The sequence below is a fragment of the Acinetobacter sp. YH12131 genome (genome assembly GCF_013418635.1).
GTDB lineage: Bacteria > Pseudomonadota > Gammaproteobacteria > Pseudomonadales > Moraxellaceae > Acinetobacter > Acinetobacter towneri.
Genome location: NZ_VPBQ01000006.1, coordinates 1 through 24,765, shown reverse-complemented (window position 1 = coordinate 24,765; position 24,765 = coordinate 1). Strand labels below are relative to the sequence as shown.

Annotated in this window: 17 protein-coding genes and 2 pseudogenes; 8 read left to right on the top strand and 11 right to left on the bottom strand. The window is 39.6% G+C overall.

The annotated features are described in order from the left end of the window. Positions 1–33: 33 nt before the first annotated feature. The 9 genes and pseudogenes from tssM to FTU66_RS06180 form a co-directional block, all read right to left on the bottom strand. Positions 34–3,858, bottom strand: a pseudogene (gene tssM / locus FTU66_RS06220) (type VI secretion system membrane subunit TssM). A gap of 25 nt (positions 3,859–3,883) precedes the next feature. Then, a complete protein-coding gene (locus FTU66_RS06215; RefSeq protein WP_136144007.1) occupies positions 3,884–5,311 on the bottom strand; it encodes a hypothetical protein in 1,428 nt (475 codons plus the stop codon). After that, entirely contained in the window at positions 5,305–6,306 is a 1,002-nt protein-coding gene (gene tssG / locus FTU66_RS06210) for a type VI secretion system baseplate subunit TssG (RefSeq protein WP_004972723.1), read from the bottom strand. The genes FTU66_RS06215 and tssG overlap by 7 nt, the downstream gene beginning before the upstream one ends. After that, positions 6,270–8,078: a type VI secretion system baseplate subunit TssF gene (gene tssF, locus FTU66_RS06205; RefSeq protein ID WP_180112485.1), complete on the bottom strand. Its 1,809-nt coding sequence runs from the start codon at positions 8,076–8,078 to the stop codon at positions 6,270–6,272. Before tssF ends, tssG begins: the two co-directional genes overlap by 37 nt. A gap of 12 nt (positions 8,079–8,090) precedes the next feature. After that, the gene (gene tssE, locus FTU66_RS06200) at positions 8,091–8,567 is read right to left on the bottom strand and encodes a type VI secretion system baseplate subunit TssE (RefSeq protein WP_004972715.1); all 477 of its coding nucleotides are present in this window, start codon (positions 8,565–8,567) and stop codon (positions 8,091–8,093) included. 81 nt (positions 8,568–8,648) lie between these two features. Further along, entirely contained in the window at positions 8,649–9,152 is a 504-nt protein-coding gene (locus tag FTU66_RS06195) for a type VI secretion system tube protein Hcp (protein WP_004972712.1), read from the bottom strand. A gap of 45 nt (positions 9,153–9,197) precedes the next feature. Continuing rightward, a complete protein-coding gene (gene tssC, locus FTU66_RS06190) occupies positions 9,198–10,679 on the bottom strand; it encodes a type VI secretion system contractile sheath large subunit (protein ID WP_136144009.1) in 1,482 nt (493 codons plus the stop codon). After that, positions 10,672–11,175: a type VI secretion system contractile sheath small subunit gene (gene tssB, locus FTU66_RS06185; RefSeq protein WP_004972705.1), complete on the bottom strand. Its 504-nt coding sequence runs from the start codon at positions 11,173–11,175 to the stop codon at positions 10,672–10,674. The genes tssC and tssB overlap by 8 nt, the downstream gene beginning before the upstream one ends. Before the next feature lie 15 nt (positions 11,176–11,190). Beyond that, positions 11,191–11,850 carry a hypothetical protein gene (locus tag FTU66_RS06180; protein ID WP_136144010.1) on the bottom strand — a complete coding sequence of 220 codons (660 nt, stop codon included), beginning with the start codon at positions 11,848–11,850 and terminating at the stop codon, positions 11,191–11,193. 439 nt (positions 11,851–12,289) lie between these two features. Here FTU66_RS06180 and tssH point away from each other — a divergent pair, with 439 nt between their 5' ends. The 7 genes from tssH to FTU66_RS06145 all read left to right on the top strand — a co-directional run bounded on the left by tssH (position 12,290) and on the right by FTU66_RS06145 (position 20,735). Then, entirely contained in the window at positions 12,290–14,956 is a 2,667-nt protein-coding gene (gene tssH / locus FTU66_RS06175; protein ID WP_218948408.1) for a type VI secretion system ATPase TssH, read from the top strand. 28 nt (positions 14,957–14,984) lie between these two features. Then, the gene (tssA, locus tag FTU66_RS06170; RefSeq protein WP_180112484.1) at positions 14,985–16,076 is read left to right on the top strand and encodes a type VI secretion system protein TssA; all 1,092 of its coding nucleotides are present in this window, start codon (positions 14,985–14,987) and stop codon (positions 16,074–16,076) included. Between the two features lie 10 nt (positions 16,077–16,086). After that, positions 16,087–17,451 carry a type VI secretion system baseplate subunit TssK gene (tssK, locus tag FTU66_RS06165; protein ID WP_180112483.1) on the top strand — a complete coding sequence of 455 codons (1,365 nt, stop codon included), beginning with the start codon at positions 16,087–16,089 and terminating at the stop codon, positions 17,449–17,451. Between the two features lie 10 nt (positions 17,452–17,461). Continuing rightward, positions 17,462–18,262 carry a type IVB secretion system protein IcmH/DotU gene (gene icmH, locus FTU66_RS06160; RefSeq protein WP_136144161.1) on the top strand — a complete coding sequence of 267 codons (801 nt, stop codon included), beginning with the start codon at positions 17,462–17,464 and terminating at the stop codon, positions 18,260–18,262. A gap of 10 nt (positions 18,263–18,272) precedes the next feature. Next, positions 18,273–18,839: a hypothetical protein gene (locus FTU66_RS06155; protein ID WP_004972690.1), complete on the top strand. Its 567-nt coding sequence runs from the start codon at positions 18,273–18,275 to the stop codon at positions 18,837–18,839. Positions 18,840–18,842: 3 nt separating this feature from the next. Further along, positions 18,843–19,793 carry a M15 family metallopeptidase gene (locus FTU66_RS06150; protein WP_004972687.1) on the top strand — a complete coding sequence of 317 codons (951 nt, stop codon included), beginning with the start codon at positions 18,843–18,845 and terminating at the stop codon, positions 19,791–19,793. A 690-nt stretch (positions 19,794–20,483) separates the two neighbouring features. Continuing rightward, complete coding sequence (locus tag FTU66_RS06145; RefSeq protein ID WP_180112482.1) at positions 20,484–20,735, top strand: hypothetical protein; 252 nt, start codon at positions 20,484–20,486, stop codon at positions 20,733–20,735. Between the two features lie 48 nt (positions 20,736–20,783). Here FTU66_RS06145 and FTU66_RS06140 read toward each other — a convergent pair whose 3' ends face one another. Then, positions 20,784–23,192: a hypothetical protein gene (locus FTU66_RS06140; protein ID WP_180112481.1), complete on the bottom strand. Its 2,409-nt coding sequence runs from the start codon at positions 23,190–23,192 to the stop codon at positions 20,784–20,786. After that, positions 23,189–23,626, bottom strand: coding sequence for a plasmid mobilization relaxosome protein MobC (gene mobC / locus FTU66_RS06135; RefSeq protein ID WP_180112480.1), 438 nt, complete (start codon positions 23,624–23,626; stop codon positions 23,189–23,191). Before mobC ends, FTU66_RS06140 begins: the two co-directional genes overlap by 4 nt. Before the next feature lie 102 nt (positions 23,627–23,728). On the opposite strand from mobC, the pseudogene FTU66_RS06130 reads away from it, so the two are divergent. Next, a pseudogene (locus FTU66_RS06130) lies at positions 23,729–24,639 on the top strand (IS3 family transposase); the annotation flags it as partial. Between the last annotated feature and the right edge of the window lie 126 nt (positions 24,640–24,765).

Here is a 24,765-nt window from a genome sequence, read left to right as displayed (position 1 = left end):
ACCACGCCTTTTGCCAAGTGTTATTTCTCTTGATCATTGCGGAACGCCTCCCACTTGTGCAGACATTGTAGTTTTAGACTGCGTAACCGCTGTTTGTGCGGGACTCATTGCTGTCGTTTGTGCAGCAACCACAAGAAGTGCTTTGGTCGTGGTGACTTGATCGACCAACTGCAACCCCACATAACCACGACTTGAACCAATATTGCCCGAGCTATGTCCGCTAATGAGTCGGAAATTCACTTTTAAAGATAAAGATGGTTCCGTTTTACTGACCCAAGTCATTTCAAAGTGACCGTTTTGCTCTTTGCGCTGTGCAGCATCAATTAAACGGTTAATGCCATATTCGCCCGGTGCTTCAAAAATAGTATGCGACTGACCTTTTAAATCGAGTGCACTAATACGCACGCCGGGAATTGCGCCTGGATTGGGCCACACAAAGTTGACCCATTGTTGAATTCCATTTTCAAACTGCATTCGCTGACCATCAATATCGATGCTATACGATAAAAATTGTGGGTGCTGTAATGGATAAAATTGGAAATTGGATTGATTTGAAACAGCAGATGTTGCAGGCTGATCTAAACGTCCTGTTGCCATACCATGAATTGGCGCAACATATTGCGGAAATGCCATCACAAACTGAGGATTTAAATTTAAGCCTAAACCTTTCCATGTTTTTGAAGTTAAGACATAACCACGACGAATCAACAACGGATCTAAAGTGTCTTTGACAAAGCCAGCAATACTTCCTGTTTCACCAAAAATTTGTCCCATTTCCTGACTGGTTGCCTGTAAAGTCCCCCCTGAATGAAATGGATATTTCTAACCTAAATGTGTTGCAAACGGTTGATAGGCTTGAATACGCCATAATTTATTAACTTCATCTTGTGTCGGTACAATTAAACTTGCAAAAGATTGAGTTAGCGGTGTCATCAACAGTTTTTGTAATAATTGTTGGTCAGCCTCTTTTAAACCCACCATCATTTTTTCATCGACATATTTTTGCGTTGTATTAAAGACCGAGTTTTGATCATGGATGGTTTGTTTGAACAATGCCATTGCACTTGGTCCAATTTCCCCTGCCGTTTGGAGATCATTTAACTTGCTGCGTACCTGTGCAAGGTTGTTCATATACACATCAAACAGAGATTGATCCTGTAAATCATCACGTTTACGCAGCAATTGATAAAACATTTGGTATTCTTGGGAAATCGCACCTTGCGCTTTTAGGGTCGCCTGTGCTGCAGCTTTGTCATTAGACTGACGCAGCACTTTGTCTTTAAACCACGCCATAAATCCTTGTTCAGGCACAGCAAGTTCAGCTTGCACAATTGGATTATCCCAATTGGTTTCCACTGCAATACGTTGCAATAACTTACGAATTGGCGAGTTTTGCGGCTCTCCCAACAGATCAAGCTGTTTCACTTGCTGATTGAACTGATCTGTTTTTGCATAATGGATGCCATTTAGAAATTTCTTCCATTCACTCACATATTCTTGCTGATACAAGCTCAGCAATTGTTTACGGATTTGTTCAGGACTTCCTGAAAAAGTTAGATCATCCGACTGATGACTATTGAGCACCCAATCTTTGCTGTCCGTTGGCTGATTGGCTACCTGATCAATGGCTTGTTCGACATATTCATTCCACGCCTGCTGCGTAAAAATACCAGGCAAAGCATGACTGCCTAAAACAATGCGACTGTGTTGCTCCCCCACAATTTGACTGACCGTAAGTGCAGGAAAACGTACTGCTGCACGCATTTTTATTTCGTTATATACCCGATCTCGTGCAGGCATTCCCTGAATGACCGACAACAGCACTTGACGAGTTTGATCGACCATTTGTGCATCGCTTTCCAGTAAAGGAAAATCGTCCTGATGAGCGAGTGTCATGGCATAAGACAGGATTTTTTCTGCCTGCTGAATCATGTCCGTACGTGGCATTTCTCCACGATGGGCATCCAACCAAGTGCGCCAAAAACGTGAAATCTGATCACTTAAATGACTGCTCTCCCGATATTCAGGATTCGTCAGCATTAAATAAGCCTTTAACGCATTATAAGCATCTTGCGGATTTTGCACGGAAGGCTCTAAATATGGTTGAGTTTTCGCAACTTGCTGCGTTTTTGCATGTATATGATGCGCTTTGAGTGTTGCCGCATCTTGTTGGACACGCTGTAAGTATTGCGCGATATTTTGCTGGGTTGGCAACAATACAATCTGCTGAACGCCTTTTAGATATTCAACTTTGAGCTGTTCGCGTAACTTCTTGCCCTGATATAAGCCAAAACTGAACTTAAGTGGACGTTGTTCGAAAAACCCATCCAACTGTTGCAGACGTGCTTGTAAAATTAATAAGCTTTCCAATTGCGTGGATAAAACCTGCCCAGAAGTTTTTTCCAAACGTACAACTTGATCTAAATCTGCCTGAACATCGGCAATGAGTTGTTGATTATGGCGATATGACCATACCCAAACACTGAGCAACAATCCAACACCAAGCAATGCAGCAGTAAATGCCATATAACGCTGACGTTTTTTCGCAGGATTAATATGTTGTTTCACCAAATGCTGATCTCGCAAAATCACATTGGAAAACAGACCTTGTAAAAAATAGCCATGATTTGGGGCAATCGAACTTTTTTCTTCGTCCTGAAAAGGACTTGCAATCTGCTGCAGTTGAAATTCTTGTGCGATACTTTCTGTCATCGGGCTTTCGATGCTGCCTTCCTGTAACGCACTGGTAAAGTAAAAACCTCGAAAAACAGGTTGGAATTGATACGGATTATCTTCAAATAAAGTCCCAATAAAACTTTTTAATGCTGGCTTTAAAGTTTTAAATTCCAATGGAAATGTCATGACACTCGGCGAAATATTTTGAGCATGACGGCGACTTAAATGTGTGGTGCTCACGCTTTTTAAGCCATCATATAAAATGTTGTAATGTTTCTCGAACAATGTCACGGCATGCTGCGATGAGTTTTACTCATAAGGCAAAGTCGCGCCCCAAGCCTGATTATATTCTTGCGCTGCATAACAATTGAAAAACTCGGTAAACCCTGCAATTAAATCCATTTTGGAAAATACCAAATACACAGGAACCACAACTTCCAGTCTTTCGGTTAAATCCTGAATTCGGGCACGTAAATTTTTAGCAAGTTTCAACGAATGTTCGGGGCTTTGACTGATTAATTCAGCAATACTCACGATCACAATCAAGCCATTTACAGGGGCTTTGGCTCGGCTTTTTTTAAGAATATTTAAGAAGCCAAGCCATTCCGCATGATCTTCTGCATACACCGAATAACGTCCTGCTGTATCTAGCAAAACGCCTTGGGTAGAAAAAAACCAGTCACAACTTCGGGTGCCGCTTAAACCAGCTGACACCATTTTTTGATGAGTTTCTTCAAATGGAAACTTCAAGCCTGAGTTATAAATTGCAGAACTTTTACCTGCAGCAGGATTACCAATCACCATATACCAGGGCAATTCATATAAGGCAGCATTGCCCTTTTTATCGCCAAGTTTAGATTTACGAATCAACTGGATTGATTCTTTCACTTGTTGTTGAATTGATTGTAATTCTGCCTTGTCTTTATATTGGGTAGAAACAGCCTGATGGCTTTGTTCAATAGCATGGGCAAGTTTTTCACCTTGTTCCGCGTGCTGTTTGCGCTGGATGAGCCAATAAATAACATAGGCAATGACACTCAGCGCATAACTGACTACCAATATCCAAAATATTTTGCGGGGTAGCACTGAATATGTGGATAGCAAGGCAATGAATAAAGATAAAGCAATCATCGCTTTAGGATTACTCATGTACTGCCACAAATAAGCTAAAATAATATGCATGGAATTCTCTTATTATTGTTGTTCATTAATCAGCAAATGCTGCACATGCTCGCTCTGCGGGAATCTCAGAAAAAGTTTGGATGCATGCCTGTAAATTTTGTGTATAAACCAAAGCGGCTTGATGACTTGGGAGCAATGCTCCCAACATCAACCCAAATGGTTTGGCTAAGTTCAGGGTATTTCCGACAGCGGGTTTACAATATAAATAGTGATACGGCTCGACAGGACTTTCTGCGAAAAACTGTTCACATTTTTTCATTGCTTTACGATCCGTAGCATCTTCAAGCATGAATACAAAAGGCGCTTCGGCTTGGTCTAGTGCCAACTCACGCAGTTTTAATATTTCAAATATTTGTTGCACATGAGCTTGATCGGCAAATAGATTAAAAGCCTTGATAGGTCGTTGCTGTTCTAGTTGCACAGCAGTATTTGCAACACACCAACTACTAATAAATTCGGCAGGGAGATAGCTGCTATTAATCCAACATTTTTCATCAATCAATACTTGATCAATTTCAGAATCCACCACAATGATCAAAGCAATTTCATGTGCTTGATGCTGAATACGCTCAAATAATTCCTGTAGTTCCTGTTCGGCAGATAATGCGCTTAGATAATGATATTCAAGGTGAATTTTTTCTAAAATGATGCCCATTTCATCTAAAATACGCTGAATAGCCGTATTACTGTGTGAATCATCCCAAACATCTACAAGCTCTGCAGACAATAAAATATGTAGATTCAGACGATCTAAACGATAGACCTGTTCAAGCTGAGCAAGCTCACCCTGTTCAGTATCTGCCAAACTTAAATCTGTCCATGCAGGATGCATACGATATTCATGTAAATGCTGGCTTTCATAAAATAAACTTGAGCATTTTAGCTGCGCTGAGATCAGACTCAAAAGCGTAATGTGCTGTTCAATTTGCTGTTGAATTAATGCCATGATGCGCTGCTGTCGAAGTGACAAGCATGATTCATCTTGCTCATGCGCACTTCCATCACCGTGCTGTTGATCTAAATCTTCAATGCGATACGAAAGCATCGGCAGCCCATGTAAATTCAGTAAATTTCGATCTAACTTTGGACTGGTAAAATGCTGAATACCTTCCAGAATTGCCTCATTTTCACCTAAAGCACTATATGCAGCTGCTGCATACACATGCAATTTCAAATATTGAGGGTCAACATGAGGCATGGCTGTTGTGAAAAACTGCGCTGAATCAAATTCAGTCTGTGAAGCTTGTTGCCGCTGCATTTTGTAGTGCTGATAAACCTGATAAATAAACCAAGGTGCAAACAAAGCTGCACTGATCAGCATCGGTACAACCAAAAAATATGCAATCAAATCTGTCAATTCAGGTTGATATTGAATATCACGCCAATAATCAATCGCGCCCCATCCAAACAAAATAAAACAGGCAATCCATGTTGCTAAAAACTTCTTCAACATGGCGCACGTCCTATTAAGGCATAGCAAGTTTCAGCATGATGGTCTAATGTCTTAGTAGGCATTAAAAATGCACCTTGCCCCAACCCCATCTCATGTTTTGAATCTAAACACATCGGCTGAATTTCTGTTCGACCTAAAATCAAACGCAAATCAATATGCAAACTTGGATCACACCATGTTTCAATCAGACGTTTTAATTTGTGGCTTAAAGGTTGATCTGGCAAAAAAGCGAGATATTGCGCTCGGCATAAAGGCCCAATTTGAATCTCAATTTTGCCATCCATTTGCTGCATAGTACTTCCACAAAACGTATTCAGCCCGAGCAAACTTGGATTCTTGCCACCTAAGCAGGATTTTTGTTCATCCTGTAACTGAAACTTTTCTTTTACAAATTCCCGAATATGTATTTGCTGCGCAAAAATGCAGGACAAGACCGTTTTTAAGGCATGTGCAGTGTTATTCTGCCCCTGCATGAATCCAGAAAACTCGGCAAAATATTCATCTAAATCAGGCTGTTCATGATGAGTTCTCGAATAACCACTTAACGCATGCAAAATATCGAGATAATCATTTTTGTGTTCTATCTCATAGCGGATGGGCAAGTGATATGCCAAAGTCGCATCGACATATTTTGCGGTCAGTTGATGATTAAATAAGCCTAAAAATGCTTGCGCTTCCAAACGCTGTTGACGCAAATGCTGTTTTAACTGATGCGTATAACTATAAGGCAAAGCCCCTTGTATACCAGTCAGTCCGATCACTAAATTGCTTAGATGAATACGTTGATCCTGATAATGCAACGATTCAATTTCCGCTAATGGAAAACTCAAGCGAAATGAAGGTTCAAAATAAAACGCTGCTGACCAATGGTATTGACCTTGCACTACAGTCGAATGACGTAATAAGCGCGTCGATTGAACAAATTCAAATGTGCCTGGCTGTTTAAAGACTTGATCAATTATAGAAGTGTCTTGCCACCAACGTTCTGCACGCATGGGTAGATCTCCTGTTGATTCAGACTGTCTTTAATGACGACATCCACAAAACTATTGATTTGAACTTTCAGATTAAAAAGATGACTTAATAATTGGCTAAAAATATAAAGACTGTGTCCATGAAAAACACGTGGATCTATACAAAGCTCAGCTTTCACACCCCGAAAAAACATAGGAAATGGCTGTGTATTCACTAACTTATGTGTTGTGGAAAAACTGAGTTGTTTGATTGCATCAATCAATACAATATTGTCTTTCGACTGCGGCAAATTGTATAAAGTTAAAAGCTCTTTCACGTGACTCAAAGCATCACCTTTCATTAAAGCCAAAGTATTGAGTGAAAGATGCGAAATAATGCGCCATTGTTGCTGACTATTTTGATCAAATGAAACCGCCAAGGTAGGTCGTTTTAGAATATTGGCACGCCTTGCCAGACGACTGTCATTTAAATGTAGAACATGATTGCTCTGACTTAGCGCTTCATGCGCCAAATCACCGTTGGAACACAGCAAACGTGTACTGATAAAATCCGATTTAACTTCATCTGGCTGCAACTGTTTGGAAATAATCGAATAGCTGATTGGCATCATTTTATTTTGCACAGGCTGATAATGCAGCGTATAAAAAAATTGAGTTTGATCTGGATGATAATGACTCATGGCAAAAAATGGCAAAACAGGCAAATGAGTTGCAGCCTGCCGAGTCTTTTCGCGCAGCATATTCATTTCGATCACTGCATAAACTTGATATAACTCAGGGTGATGCACATCTGTAATCAAGGGATAGTGTAATTGTGTATGTAAAATCTTTTGCGGTTCTGCCTGCTTTTCAAACAGGTTAATTGCAGGTGTACTAAACAATTTAAAATTTGCGACATTCAATGCGGAATAATTGCGTAGAAGTGCCTGATTATTCAAATTCAGTTTGAGATGAATCAATATTTCAAAACTATTTTGCTGCTGCAAGTGTTCATTTAAAACACTCAAATCAAAGTTTAAATAATGAAACTTTTCAGGAAAACAAAAATACTCCATCAATAAACGATAAGCATGATGCGTGTGTTGATCAATCGGCAATAAACTCTCTTGTTCGCTAAATCCCATCACGGTAAATGGGTTGCGAATATCAGTTACGCTTTGTCCAACACGAAGGGAAAAAGCTGTTTCCTGACGAAAAATACCATCTAAAACTTGTAGGGGAAAATTAGAAAGAGCATCCAAATAGATCGGTAGTTTTTCATCTAAAATCCAGCTGTGTGCATCATTAAAAATTTCAAATTTCAGACTTAAAGTTGCATTCTGATTCAAATTCAGATGTACACTTGGTGAGGTCTGAAATGCCAAATCCGTTATTGCAATCGGCAATAAACGCACATCTTGACTGGTGTTAAATTCACATTGTACGCCTTTAAAACTACGTGACTTTAATGTAGTTTTTGCTGGAATTAACTGTGCTGCAGTCAATTGTTTCAATTTATCGCGCTCATCAAAACTCACCACCGTACACGCGGGAAAATGACGTAGATACTGCGGAAACATCACCTCAAACAAAGAATAAGTAAAAACCTCATAACTGTCTGCTAATTTTTTATCAATACGTGCAGCAATAAAGGAAAATGCCTGAATGAGACGCTCGATATGCGGATCATCAATTTGCTCTTGATTTAACGCGAGTCGCTGTGCAATCTTCGGATATTTCTCTGCAAATGCTCTAGATTGTTGACCGAATTCTTGTAATTGTTTTTCATAATACGGTAAAAGTTGCTCTATCACAGTGGACTCCCACTAAGCTCGGGCAGAAATAACATATTGTTGTGTTGTGGGTTTGAGTAAGGCATCAAAAAAAACAGGCTCATACAATGGGTGAATATTTAAATAAGCTTGAATACTTAAACAAAGCGCGCCCATGTTGTGTCCATCAAATAGCATGTCAACTTTAATCTGCTTCAATCTTGGTTCGTGCGCTGTAATGGACTGCTCAATCGATTGACAAATTTTATCGCGATCTAAAGGGTTCGCTGTCGACAATCCAATAAAGTCAATAATGCCAAACTGCAAAATCGATTTTTTAACGAGTGGGAACTCATCCATATTTCGATCAAACTTTGCAATTCGACTATTCAGCAAATCTTCTAAATCACGTGCAACTGACTCGCGCAATTGCTGAATCGACATCCCGCTTAATCCGTTTTCTTGTTCAGCGAACAAACGATCAAATAAAGTTGATCTAAAACCATAAGGATATAAATGATCTAAATTCATGATGATCACGATAATCTTTGAGAGATTTTGAGAAATTAGAGCTGAGGTGCTATGACCTCAGTCTAATCACCCCATGCTTGATTAAGCAGCGTATGAAGCTGTGTTATTGGACAACGACCACTTTTTCGTCACTGCACCTTTTGCAGTGCCATTAATGTCTTGTTGGTTATACGTCCACTCAACTGCTGCATATTTCAAACCAAATGTTTCAGCCGGAACGCCCTCTTCATTTACAGTAGGCGTCACACTTGAAACCAAAACATGCTTCAATTTGATTTGTAAGTACTTGATTCGCTTATCGCCATTGGCACGATAATAATCAATTTGCACTTCATCGAAGGTATAACCCGCAGAACACGCTTCCCATAATTTAGGACTGGTTGCATCTAAGTCTTTCACAAAAATCATATCTGAATGTTCAACTCGTTCAGCGGTATGACCACCAACGCTACTTGAGGTCGCAGATTTAGGTTGACGAATGTGATGTGACCAAGAGTTCACTTCAAGCCAACCTTTGTGTTCAGCATCTCGTGATTCTCCATCGACTTTGTACTTGCCGCGAAACTCAACATATATATCTTTCATTTATAATTGACCTCTATTTTTATATTTAAAGTTATGATTAGGCTCTTAATGTGAGGACTGAGGTAATTCAGTCACGAGTCGCAAAGAAACAGACAACTCGTCTAGCTGGAAATGTGGTCTTAAAAACACCACAGACTTGTAATGACCCGGTTGAGCTGGATCTTCTACAACTTTTACAGATGCCTCTCGAAGCGGATATTGCGCTTTTGCTTCTTGAGATGCACCATCATCAAGCAAGACATACTGCGAAAGCCATTCATTTAAAAAGGCCTCCACATTGCCTGCAGATGCAAAACTTCCGACTTTGTCGCGCATCATGGCTTTTAAATAATGTGCGATACGTGACACCGCCATGATGTATTGAATTTGACTCGACAATGCAGAGTTCGCATTGGCTGTATCATTGTCATATTTTTTAGGTTTCTGTGCAGATTGCGCACCAAAAAATGCTGCATAATCGGTATTTTTACAATGAACCAAAGGAATAAAACCTAGATCGCTGAGTTCTTTTTCACGGCGATCTGTAATGGCAATTTCAGTCGGGCATTTAAATACCACTTCACCATCTGAGGTTTTAAAGGTGTGTACAGGTAAGCCTTCTACCAAACCACCACCTTCAACCCCACGAATCGCAGCACACCAACCATGCATATCAAAAGCATTGGTTAAGCGCGTGCCAAAAGCATAAGCAGCATTCATCCATAAATAATCATCATGCTTTTCGCCAGACACATGTTCTATAAAATTAAAGCCTTCTGTGGCTGTGCCATCTTTGGGATGGTAAGGCAGGCGACCCAACACATGCGGCATAATTAATGCAACATAGCGTGAATCTTCACTCTCTCGAAATGAACGCCATTGCACATATTCAGCCGTTTCAAAGATTTTTGAAACATCACGCGGGCGGTCAATATCCGTGAATGATTCAAGTCCTAACATGCTCGGACTTGCAGCCGATACAAAAGGTGCGTGTGCCGCTGCAGCCACATGCGAAATTTGTTCCAATAAATACATATCTGACGGGGTACGATCAAACTCAAAATCGCCAATCAGTGCCGCATAAGGCGCTCCACCAAACGAGCCATATTCTTCTTCATAAATCTTTTTAAACAAAGTGCTTTGGTCAAAATCAGTTGCCCCCTGAAAATCTTTGACCAATTCTTTTTTTGTCGTATTTAACATACGAATTTTGATCATGCTATTCGAGGGTGTTTCTTGACAAAAATAGTAAAGCCCCCGCCAAGTTGATTCAATTTTTTGAAACTGCGCATGCTGCATAATCTGGCTGAGCTGACTGGAAATTAATGCATCAATTTCGGCAATACGCTGATCAATAGACAGCGTCATATTCTCAGAAACAGTAATTGTTCCCGCCATGACTTCTTTTGCCAACTCACCAATCAAACTTTTGGCACGAATCTGCTCATCCGCATTACGCGCAATACGGCTTTGCTCAATAATTGAATCCAATAAACCTACCGATTCTACTTGCTGATTTGATGCAACTGCTGTTTGTAAATTATTCACGTTCAGCCTCTGCACTCAATTGACGAATTTGATCGGTATTGTTCAGCACTTCATCCAGTAAATCTTCTAAACGTTCGCTATTAGAAATTTTATTACGCAAATCCGTTAAACGCTCACGCGCTTCTAGCAACTTACGCAGCGGATCCACTTGTTGTACGACCTGTTCTGGACGAAAGTCTTCCATCGAGTTAAAAATGAGATCAACGGATAGTTTTCCACCTTCCGCAGTCAAGGTATTTTCCACTTGAAAAGCCGCACGCGGTGCTAAAGATTGCATCACTTCATCAATATTATCTAAATCGACATTAATGAATTTTTTGTCTTTTAATTTGGTCTTTTCTACTTCGGATGCCGCTGAAAAATCCCCCATTACTCCAACCACAAACGGTAATTCTTTAGATGCAATACCATCACCAACCTCAACATCATAAGTCAGCTGAACACGCGGTGGACGTATGCGTTGCAGTTTCTTCTGCACGCTTTCTTTTTTAGCCATGAGTGATTCCTTTGGTTATTTTTTTAAAGTCGCAAATGGATTTGTACTACTTGGTGCAACAGCAAGTTGAACCATTTTTACAGGTTGAGTTGTTACGGTTTTTTCTTTTTTTGGTGATTTTGCAGTCACTTTAGATATTTGCTTTTTAGGTTTAGGTTTAGGTTGCAGTGATTTTTTTGACGATTTCTTGACGTAACTAGAAGCCTCTTTTACCGCTAAAACAGGTGCAGGCTTTGCTTGTTCAATTGCATCGACCAAGTTTTTTGCTGCTGGATAAGTCTGTTCTTCACTTAAATAGCGAACTTCATTACGACGCATTTGCTCAATCGCTGAAGATGCCATTTGCGTACTTGCCATAAATTGCACATCCGTCAATGCAGTACTTTGAATATCTTGCTCGTGCAAATGACTGATCAACTGCAATGCTTTAAAATTCTGTCCAAGCTGCTGATGTTGCTGTGCGGCTTGAATGAGTAAATTATTTTTATTTTGACGATTTTTCTTGTCACAAATCTGCGCATAAATACCACGCAAAGCAAGGTCTGACTCCCCTTCCATCCACGGATATTGTTGGATACATTTCTTTTTAAGCTTCACTTCTGATGTATTTGCAACCACATGCTGATTGAAAGTAAAACCAGACAAAATTGTGATAAAAATAACGATTCTTTTCAAGACAACCTCTTATTTATTTGTTATTTGAACTAATTTCTAATCATTTTTATTAAAATGAGTTTCTCTTAATTTTTGTAATTCAACTGGAGTCAAAATTAACTTTTATTTTGATTATTTCCAGTTCAAATATAGTTATAAAATAATTTAGCGAGCGCATTTAACTAGAACATGAATAGATAAGTCAAGTCATACGTGAAAATTCAGTTAAGTATTCCAATATATTTTGTTGTGAGTGAATTACAACATTTAAAAATATTAAAATTTAGTTTGATTTTATTTTTTGATTTAAATATGATGCGGTGTCCCAAGACAGGAAAGCAATCGTTTTTGTCGCAAAAATAAAAGTAAAATATATTATTTTCAATAATTTAAATAAAAATAGAACGATTAGATTCATTTAAAACTAAAAATTTTCTTACGATAAAGTTAGAGCCAGATAATGAACAACCTAAAAACACTCATTACAAAACTTTCGCAACCGACTAAAACAGCATTAGAAAAATCTGTAAACTTTTGCATAAGTCAAAGTCATTATGAAGTCGAGATTGAACATCTTTTATGTGAATTATTAAAGGAACAATCCAAAACTGATCTTTCTATATTATTTGCTAAATATAAAATATCAAAATCCAAATTTATTGATGATTTAAATAACAGCCTTACAACACTGTCTAAAGGAAATACACGTACACCTATTTTCACAAAATCAATTATTCTTTTATTAGAACAAGCTTGGTTACTCGCTGCTGCAGATCAACAGCCGATTATTCGCAGTGGTCATTTAATCATTGCCTTATTAACTTCTGCCGATTTATATCAAGTGGCAATCCGTGCCTCAACTTTATTTGAAGCATTTCCCATTGATACCATGAAACATAAGTTTCTAGAAATTTGTGCTGAAAGCTGTGAAAATTTTAGCCAAACAAATCAAACATCATGTGCAGAAAACACGAATCAACTTCAAGCAAAAACATTAGCACCCAAAACCCCTGCATTGGATCAATACACCATCGACCTGACCCAAAAGGCACAAAATGGTGAGATTGATCCTGTCATTGGGCGTGAGTTTGAAATCCGTTTGCTGCTTGACATCTTAATGCGACGTCGTCAAAACAACCCAATTTTGACAGGTGAGCCAGGTGTTGGAAAAACAGCTGTTGTAGAAGGTTTGGCATTAAAAATTGCCCAAGGTTTGGTACCTGATGCCTTAAAAAATGTGCATCTGCATGCCTTAGATTTAGGTCTGTTACAGGCTGGTGCCAGTGTCAAAGGTGAGTTTGAAAGTCGCCTAAAGCAAGTGATTCAAGAAGTTCAATCTTCCTCTCATCCGATTATTTTATTTATTGACGAAGCACATACTTTAATTGGGGCAGGTGGTCAAGCAGGACAAAATGATGCCGCAAATTTACTGAAACCTGCCTTAGCACGCGGAGAATTAAGAACGATTGCCGCAACAACTTGGAGCGAATATAAGCAATATTTTGAAAAAGATGCTGCGCTTAGCCGTCGGTTTCAAGTTCTCAAAGTTGCTGAACCTACAGAAGCTGTCGCAATTGACATGCTACGTGCCATGATTCCAGTCATGCAAACACATTTTAATTTACAAATTGATGATCAAGCCATTATCAGCGCAGTACAAGCATCTAATCGCTACATCAGTGGTCGTCAACTTCCAGACAAAGCCATTAGTGTTTTAGATACTGCTGCGGCACGAGTGGCTTTAACCCAAAATGCACAACCTGTTGTTTTGGATCACCTCAAAGCACAGTTACACAATCTACAATTAGAACAGCAGCTTATCACGCAAGAACATCAACAACTCCCGATTTATCAGGAACGATTATCACAACTCAAACAACAGCTCGTTCAGCTAGAACAAGAAATTGCCGATACTGAAAAACGGTGGCAACAAGAGTTGAATTTGGTTCAGCAGATTCAGCAGCTCAATACGCAAAACGCCTCAGATGTTCTGGATAAAGTTACGCAATTAAGAATCCATTTAGCTGAATTACAAGGTCAAAATCCTCTAGTTTTTGAACGTGTTAATGCACAGATCATCCATGAAATTATTTCTGATTGGACGGGTATTCCTGTTGGCGAAATGCTCAATGATGAAATCCAGAAAATTCTAAAGTTAAAGGTCAAACTGAGCCAACGTGTGATGGGACAGGAGTATGCCTTAACTCAATTGGTGCATGGGATTCAAACTGCCAAAGCAAAATTAGAAGACCCACAAAAGCCTCAAGGTGTTTTCTTATTAATTGGTCCAAGCGGTGTCGGTAAAACTGAAACAGCGCTCGCCCTCGCCCATGAACTCTATGGCGGTGAGCAACATCTCATCACTATTAATATGTCTGAATATCAGGAAGCACATACCGTTTCTACCTTAAAAGGCGCGCCACCGGGTTATGTCGGTTATGGGCAAGGCGGTGTCTTAACCGAAGCCGTGCGCCGCAACCCTTATAGTGTCGTGTTATTGGATGAAATTGAAAAAGCGCATCCCGATGTTCAAGAATTATTTTATCAAGTCTTTGATAAAGGCATGCTGGAAGATGGTGAAGGTCGCAGCATTGACTTTAAAAACACCACGATTTTACTGACCTCAAATACAGGTTCGAGTGCAATTATGCAAGCCTGTTTAAATCAACCTGTAGAAAATTGGCCTACTGCAGAAAAGTTAATTGAGCATTTAAAAACAAGTCTATCTCAACAATTTAAACCTGCATTTATTGGGCGAATGCGCATCGTACCTTATTTTCCGCTGCACGATGATCTTTTGGTTCGTATTATTCAGCACAAACTCGAAAAAATTATTACGCGTATCGAACAACAGTATGCAATACAGGTTCAATATTCTGATGATGTGATTGAATTAATTTTGCAGCGTTGTACTGAAGTAGATAGTGGCGCACGCAATGTCGACCACATCTTGAACGCTACCATTCTACCTACTTTAGCCACGCATATTTTAGTTGCTTTGGCAGAACAGCGCCTACCGAAGTTGATTTTGATGCATGTCGTCAATGATGAAATTCACTATCAACTAGATCCAGCAGAACCAACAACCAAACAAGCCTCCAATCCAGAACCTCAAGCTGCGGTTTAAAACTTTAAAATTGAGTTAATTTAGCTATATGGATATTTTATCTTTACTTGCACCTATTCAAGCACAATTGCCTTGTGGCGAAGATTATTGTTTTTCAAATGAATTTCATGCAATCAAACTCGCTAGAACTCAAGATGATACTTTACTGGAACAAGGGGATTGGGTCACTGCCCCCAAACAGGCAGATTGGGACTTTGTTGCAAATACAGTAATACATTTACTGCAAACGAAGACTAAAGATATTCGTTTGCTGACTTGGCTTGCTGAAGCATGGGCGAACTTATCTGGTTTTGAAGGGATCAGTAAAAGTCTGGAACTCAGCCATCGCCTCATCGCGCAATATTGGATAACGCTCCATCCTGAAATTGAAGATGAAGATTTAGACCAACGAATTGGACTATTACAAGGACAGATCAATCAATTGCCCGTCTTGATTAAAAAAGTTCCCTTGGTCAATCAGGCGCCTTTTTATTGCCTACTCGACTATGACAATTTTCTTTATCAGGAAAACATGCTTCGTAAGCAAGGCGATGATAGCAGCGTGGATCATTCCGCGGAATTGGCTCATTTAGAACAAGCCGTATTGGAGCTAAATCCAGACATTCAGCGCCAAAACTATCAATATTTTACAGAGATTTTACAGCACTGGACGACCTTAAAGCAGGTGCTAGATCATGTGCTGGGTTTAGATGCGCCAAGTTTTGCTGCAATTGATTCAAGCTTCAATAGCATTCATCTTAGTCTGAAGAAAATTTATAAAGTAGCATCACTTGAACAAAGCCCAGTCACTGCACTTACAGAAGTGACAGCTTTATCGCCCTCTATTTCACCTCCAGTCAGCATTCAATCGTCTACTGCACAACAACTGTCATTTCAACCACAGCAACAGTCACATCTAGAAAATCGTGAACACGCCATGCAAGTTCTGCAGGAAATTTCAGCATATTTTCAAAAAAATGAACCGCATAGTCCTGTCAGCTATTTACTGGAAAAAACCATAAAGTGGAGCCAAATGCCCTTGCATGAATGGCTAGCGCAGGTGATTAAGGATGAACATCCATTGAACATGCTACAAGACACGCTTGGCGTTCAATCCAACAATCAATACCAATCAGAATAAGTGAATCACCATGTTTAAAGCAGAAAAAATCCTTTGGGGTGAAGGCTTATTTTTACGTCCTCAGCATTTTCAAGTTCAAGATCGCTACCATGAACAGCGTTTGAATCACACCATCCGTGCCATGATTCCTCATGCCTATGGCATACAAAAATTAAAATTTGATGAAGCACAACTTGCAACACATATTCTTGCACTGCAAGAGGTACAAATGATTTGGCAAGATGGTGAAATTTACCATGCACCTGCACAAGACTTGCTACCTGCACCGTTGTTATTGGATGACCTGAATTTAAACACAGAGATGATGCTGTATCTAACTCTTCCGATTTTGCAGGCCAAGCAAAAAAATATAGCAGATGAAACACAGGCAATACCGAGTCGCTATCATAATTTTTTGCAGGAAACCCATGATTTATTTACCGATGCCAGCCCTGCTGAACTCAATTTTTTACATCGCCGCGCAGCATTTAAGTTATTAGAGTTGCATGTTCAGCCCAGTCAAAATCTGGATGGTTTTCTATACCTACCGATTGCGAAACTCAAACGCCATAGTTCAGGCAGTTTTGAGCTAGATTACCAATTTATTCCACCACTTTTGCATATTTCAGCTTCAGAAGTCTTAATCAATCACTTAAAACGTAGCCTAAACATCATTAAGGCGAAGATAAAAACCATTCAGGGCAATAATCGTGAAAATGAACAAAAACTGATTGAGTTCCGTTCAGGAGATATTGTTTCCTTTTGGCTAATCAATGTCTTAAATACAGCCTATGCCGAATTAAACCACCTATTACACTATCCACAGATTCATCCAGAACGCTTATTTTCAGAATTATTACGTCTAACTGGCTCATTACTGACGTTTTCAACTGCTTATAGTGTGGAGCATCTTCCACAATACCGACATTGCCAATTACAAGAGAGTTTTCAGCAGCTTGATCTCATCTTAAGAGATTTACTCGACACAATTATTTCCAATCGTTACTTCAGCATTGCACTGAAAGAAACCCGCCCATCATGTTGGGTCGGTAGCCTTGAATCTGACAAGATTGACCGTGATACGCGACTGTATCTTGCAGTTTCTAGCAGCTCAATGCAAACCCATGAATTAATTCAAGTCGTGCCTTTACGTTTTAAAGTGGGCAGTACCTTTGATGTAGAGCAACGTGTCATTGCCGCACTACCCGCAGTTCCATTGCAGCATTTAGTCCAAGTGCCAAGTGCAATTCCAGTACGTTCTGGGGTCAGTTATTTTGAAATTGAATCACATCATGAGCTTTATCAACCAATGCTGGAATCCACAACAATTTGTGTGTATATGCCCGCAGGCTTCCAAGATATCAGCATCGAACTGATTGCAGTACTTAATCATTAAGAGAAAAATTATGACTCAACCCATCGGCATGCCCTCTTTATTTGATGATGAAGAAATTGGTTCAGACTTATCTCACCTGTCCTTACCAACAGCTCAAACCACCAGTTTAATTGACCTCTTACATGATGGCTTTTATTTAGTTTTTCTGCTGCGTAATCATTATATCCCTACCCATCCGAGTGAGTTTCGTGAAAAGATTCTGGATGTACTCAGTCATTTTGAGCAACAGGCAAAACGCTTACAATTTTCTGCCGATGATATTCACAACGCCAAATATGCCTTTTGCGCTCTGATGGATGAAACCATTGCCACACAACAAGATAATGCCTATTTTGACTTGCAAAATACATGGCTCATCAGTCCTTTACAATTGAGTCTGTTTGGTTCGCAATTGGCAGGCTATCGTTTTTTTGAAATTTTGGAACAGTTGCGTAGTCGCGGTAAAGAACATTTAGCAGCATTAGAAGTATTGCATTACTGCCTGTTACTGGGTTTTCAAGGGAAATATCGACTGGAATCGGTGGAAAATTTAAATCATCTTGTTGCCCGTGTTGGCGATGAAATTGATTATCTCAAAGGGAAAAAAGCGGCATTTTCTCCATTTGCTGCCATTCCAGATCAAATTAAGCATCTGATTCATCATGAATTACCTTTTTTCTGGATTTTAATTTGCCTCTGCATGTTTACGGTACTGACTTTCGCTGGCTTAACATTCATGCTTTCTCAACAGAGCCAGAATGCCTTAAGTCCCTATCAAAATGTGATTTCGATACCTGTAGAAGAAGCACATATCACAATTCATTTACCCTAGTGGATGATGTATGGCACAGGAAAAAAAGACTTCTTTACGCATCTTACAACATAAGAAAAAGACCTTAGCTTCTCGCTTTTATGTACTGATCGGTTTTATTGCAGGTTTGATTGTTTCTACCCTGATTTTCTTATTATGGGTGAACAACTTTAATGGCTCTAATCTACAGACCTCGCCAATATTAGATGAATCAGAAAAGAAACAAATGCATCCATCAATCACGGTTCATGCTCCATGGGTTGATGAGGTTGTAACAGATGATCATGAAACTTCTTTATTAAGTGAAGATCATCATTTCATTCAGCCGAAGGACAAGGATTTAAATAAATTCTTTGAGCGCCCGACATCCAACAACACACCATCAAACGGCGCTCCAACGCCGCCTGCACAGCAAGTTGCTCCCTTTGAAAATACCGCACAGCATCCAGTAAAGCGCATCACGAAAGTTGAGAAAATTAATCCAGCAACAACGAAATCCACAACATCGACACAATCAGAAGCTGAAACAGCAACGCCTGAAGCAACACTAAAAATTACGGTGACACAAAGACCATTGGCTATAGATGAAGATCAATAACCTATGATTTTTGTGATTTTTTTCTGCTTTGTTGCTATTGCACTCGGATTAATGCTGCTCATGTCTTATGAGATACAGCATACATGCAGGCAGCGTTTACGGTCTTTATTGCCACAAAGTAAAACTAAAATAATCAATTTTTTGCACGTTATTCATCATTTATATCAGGCTGCTTCACCCAACAAACTACAATCACATTGGTATGTGCAGCAATGGTGGATTTTAATTGCGGGGCTAATTTTATTGACCAGTGTTCTGACTTTTGCTTTTACCCAACCCATTCATTCCACACGAATTGAAGCTGAATATTTAAAAGAAACTGACCCACAAATTTATGCCTTACTTCAGGGAGAAATGCTCAGTCCTCCCCCAGAAGAAGATGCTATTTTGATTCAAGATGCAATCATAGAAACGACTCAGCTTGAACAAAGCTATCAAGCACAACATTCCGCCGAGGGCAGCGTGGATGCTGCTCGTATTGAAACGCCCGTTTTTCATAGCCATGCACATTTAGATTCTGCTTTACTGGATCGTAAATGGGACAAAATCAACCCACGCTATAAGCAACGTCTGCTGATGGTATTTAAAATTATGCGAGAACAACACGGTTATGAACTGGTCTTACTTGAAGGTTATCGTAGTCCAAGTCGTCAGAATATGTTGTCGACTAATCCAAATACTACACGCGCCAAAGGCTATCAGAGTTATCATCAGTTTGGTTTAGCTGCCGATATTGCTTTTAAACGTAATGGTAAAATTGTTATTTCGGAACGTGATCCTTGGGCAATGCGTGGCTATCAACTGTATGGTGAGGTGGCTGAATCGGTAGGTTTGACTTGGGGTGGTCGCTGGAAATCAATCCAAGATTATGGTCATACTGAATACCGTATGCCTGGTTTAAAAAAGACCAAAGAAATGGCTGAACAGTTAATTGCAGAGGGTCAATTGCGATAGTTGAGGGGTTGTAAAAACAAAAGCAACTCAATTTTCAGCCTCTATACCAAGTTAATCATATTTAACTTTTTCAGATATAGGTCATAAGTGAAATAACAAGACATAAAAAAGACCCTTGAAAATCAAGGGTCTTTTAAAAATTTGGCGGAAGCGGTGTCCGTCAAATTAAACCACTATCTATATGTTTTATATTATATATAATTAATTATATTTTTTCTTACTACAATCCTTACTACAAAAAATTTTGTTACATTTAGCCTGATTTTTAGGACATGACTTATACCATTTATCGGTTTATCAATCGTATTTAATAGCGAGGATAAAATAGATTAAGATTTTAAGATATTGAATTATTTAAACATTAAAAATAAAGAATGACTTTCTTATAGACTAGCCTTAGCTGATTTGATGTAAAAGCTTATTGACTCATTTTTTAACCACTGATAGCGTATTTATTACACAGCAAAATCTGTGTTCAGGCGTGGAAACCTGATACGATCTAGGTGCATAAAATGTCGCACTTGCGGCTATTTTTTTGCTTACTGTTTTATGCAGTCTTTATGGCAGCATGACAGGGCAACTTCGTGTTGGCTGATCCTAGATTCAGTATTTCCACCCCTGTCTGTTGCCACCTCAGCTCTGTGGAAATGAGTTGTGGTGGTGTATATCCCAATCTAGGAGTGCATCATTATGCAAAATCAAATTTCAGCAAAGCGTATCGTCACACAGTTGATCCAAAACGTTGCCAAGAAAATCCCAACCGAAGATCTGCAACGTCTTACAGATCTTTATGTTCTCATTGAACGCTTAGAAGATCAGACTCAACCAAATGACAGTCATACCCCCTACACGACTCAGCCTAAAAATGTAGCCACACAGTATCCTGAAATGTGGTCAAAACGCACTAAGCTACATCCTAAACGATCTCATTTTAAAAATTAAGATATTAGGCTGGGAATGTTTTGATCAAGCATCAAAGCATTCCCTTTTTTAGAATTCAAAATCTTGTAAATTATTTCTCTTCGGTTCTGGTGTTTTAGGCACAATTTTCATGTCTTGTTTACGCTCAGTTTCCTCATGAGGCTTCTTGTGATCATAAGGTTCTAGGTAAGATCTAAGTTCGTCCATGCAGTCTTTGATATCAAGCCTTGAAGCATCATTCGCATTGATTAAATGTGAATTTGTGTCATTAAGATATGGTCTAGGATGATTGAGATCGATCATCTGCATGTAATGATCCATGGTGTTTAAAAATCCCAAGATATTTGGATCATCTTTTTTAAATAGATGGATATTTTGAATGAGTTTTTCCGTACACAACCTAAACTCTTGAGCAAATTTTAGTTTTTCCTCTGTTGGATAGCGATTCCCTTTTTTGTTTTCATCTATTAAGAAACGGATATGATCTGTGATTTGATCATCCACCCTTTCCGCATAGACCCTCATCATGGTGAAGTCTTGGTCAGGATGTTGTTGCACGATGTTATTGATGAAATGACTCAAGCGGTATTTAGGAAAAATACGTTGTATCGACCAATCTAGCGCTGTTGATATAAATTGATGAGCTTGCTTAAATCGTTGCTCATATTCATGACTTCGCTCAGCACATTGTCTAACTCTTTTTCGATGCTTTTCTCGGGATATTGCAAACTTGACCAGTTGATCGTATGTAGCATCTCTAAACTGCTCGAATAACTGCTGAGCCTTGCCTCGATATACCTCTGACACTGCATTTGAAACTGTTCTGATTGGAGATAGGTATTCAGAGACTCTTTCAACAACGGCACCAAGATATTGGATAAATCGGTTTGATTTGGTACGTCGATGTTGCTGGATAAATAATTCTGATACTGCTGGATCTGCTGATCCTTGTGCTGTAGCTCGCTGTTCAATTGTTCGATCAATTGTTGCAATTTTTCTTGATAAGCTTGCTGCAATGCGATGGTATTGTTGGCTTCTTTGATCTCGTCCTTCATCTCTTGCAAGTAACTTTTCAAAGCTTGATTTTCTTGTTGTAACAATTGCAGTTGTTGCTGAGTCAGGTGTTGTAACTCGGTATGGAATTCGGGCATTTAGATACCTCTTATGCTGTTGTAAATTAAAATAAGACTGTTGCTGAAAGTCAGTATCAGCAATAGCACTAAAATGAAGGTAGGTGTTTTGGCGATGCCCTGCTGAATCTCCTCTATGGTATTGAGATCGGGCTTCATCTTGAGTTGTTGATTGATCTCCTTGAATCGTGATTCGCTTGAGATCGAAGAATTCAAAACCAATTTTTTGATTTTCTCTATCGTCTCTAAGATCTCCAAATGTGATTGTTGATGACTTTGCATCTGTAGAAGAATTTCCCCCATCTGATTGTTCTGCTGTTCGTTCTCCTCCTCGAGATGGATCTTGTAGCGTTGTAACTTCTTCAACTGCTGACTCAACTGCGTATGTGCTTCGTTGATCATGACCAATTGCTGCTGATAGTGGTTCAGGGTCTCGATATGTTCGTTCATTGTACTGCTGGCGTTTTGTTCGTACGTCTTGAATGCGTTGCTCAGCTTCTCGCAATGCTCGAGTCCGTTCTGTAAGCTTTCTTGAATCCTTAATTGATGGAGATCCAAGAGTGTCTCTTCTTCTTTGATCTTCAAGGTAATCTGAGAGGTAAAACTGTTCGTCATAATATGCAGCCTTTAATCTGTCTGTACCTGCTTCGGTACGAAGTGAAATATAGTTTTGTCCGACCCGTGTGATCGTACCGATTTCAGAGAGTGCTTGTAGAACGGTAGGACGGTCATAGACCACGCCTTGCAACATTCGGTGCTCGATAAATTGATTAATCAACTCAATGCGTGTTGCCTTAGGCTGTTCAATCAAATTGGCTCGTAAAGCAGCCGCATTCTGCTTAAGTGCATGGTGTTGGAGCTGTAAGCTTCTCGCTCGAGCAGGATCGTCAGGTCTTGCCCAGTCATATTTATGGTTGAAGTAATCTCGCAGTGGATCGAAGTAATGCCGATGCCCAAGCGGTGCAATATTGAGAGATTTCTCAGTGCTAAGTTCAAGACGAGGAATCAGGACATGGATATGTTTCGATCGATTCTCTTCTTCGTGCATCACAGCCGTCATGTGATACTGATGTGGCTTTAAGCCAGCAAAAGCATGCTGTTCAAATGCATCAAGTACCTCGTTGATTTCATCGATACCTACTTCATCTTCTGCGGCCCATGCAATCACCACTGAGGTATAGCGATATTTATGCGGTGAGCTTTGTGCAATCGAAGCAAAGGTCATCGGATCACCACGAAGTACTTCTACACCCGTACGTGGCAAATTCAGATGATCCTTATCATCCATCACATAAGCAGCAGCACGAAATGGATCACCTTTGCCATGGGGTAGAAACTTAATAATCATGCTTCTTCCCTTTGGGTGGTCACATAACGTAAAGCCTGTTCTTTCCGACGTTCAACCTGATATTCAGAGCGTGTGATGATGGGTAAAGGATCTAGATGCCGATGGAGCAGTTGTTGAATATTTTCTAAGACAGCCAAGCATTGGATATATGAAAAATCCATCTTCTGTTTTTGTTGGCTCAGACAAAGGATATTCAGAGATTTGGCGATTTGATTGATGTTATTGCCAATCCGCCCTAGCTCTCTAAGAAACTCAGGATCGAGTTTGCAATAGGATGTGGCTACACGACTGACTTTTGTGGCTACATTCTTCACACGTACGATGCTGTTTTGAGATTCGATCTCTCGCGGGACATAGGGCTGACTCGTTGCATACTCATGTGCAATAAGTGCATGGACTAGGTCGGTAAAACTAATGCCTTTCCACTCGAGCAACTGTTCAAGCTGCTCCGCCTGTAGATCTAAAGGTAATCCTCCCTAAAAATAATTGAGTTTAAAAGTAGAAAATCGAATAACCTTGATTTAAGGAGATTTTCTATGAAAACATCTAAGTATTCAGACAGCTTGATCATGAGTATCTTGAAGCAAGCTGAAGCAGGAACACCCATACCGAACTTGTGCCGCGAACATGGTATGAGCTCTGCTACATTCTACAAGTGGAAGTCCAAATATGGCGGCATGGATCTTTCAATGATGACGCGGCTTAAAGAACTTGAGGCTGAAAATGCCCGTTTAAAACGCATGTATGCTGATGAGCGGCTAAAGTCAGACATCTTGCAAGATGCACTTTTAAAAAAGTTTTAAGGCCTGTTCAGCGAAAGTCACTTGCTCAGCAAGCTACTGAGCAATTTAAGATTTCAATCAGCATGGCCTGCTTAATTTTTAAAGTCAGTCAAACGTGTTATCGCTATAAAGCTCGTTTGGATCAGGAGAATATTCAAATCGCAGATTGGCTGATTAAACTGACCAATGAACATAAGACTTGGGGCTTCAAACTCTGCTTTTTGTATCTGCGTAATATCAAAAACTATCAGTGGAATCATAAACGTGTCTATCGCATTTATAAGGAGCTTGAGCTTAATTTAAGAATCAAGCCTAATAAGCGGATTAAACGAGAACAGCCAGAACCCCTTGCAGTACCGACAGCTAAGAATGAATCATGGTCAATGGACTTTATGCATGATCAACTCAGTGATGGACGTAGTTATCGAGTTCACAACGTGATTGATGACTATAATCGCAAGTCATTGGATATATTGATTGACTTTTCATTGCCAGCAGAACGTGTACTGAGAGGACTTGATCAGCTCATTGAATGGCGAGGCAAACCTAAACGCATTAGAACCGACAACGGCCCAGAGTATATAAGTGAGCTGATGGAAAAGTGGTGTGATCAGCATGGTATTGAGCATGTATTTACTCAACCAGGCAATCCACAGCAAAATGCGAGGGCGTTCAAAATTCTGTGTCAGTAAATTTGACTAGATTTTAATTATATCATCTAATCGACCTTCAAAGTAAATGGATAATTGAGTAATCGTTTGTCCCCATTCCTGAATAGGCATTGTCCATTT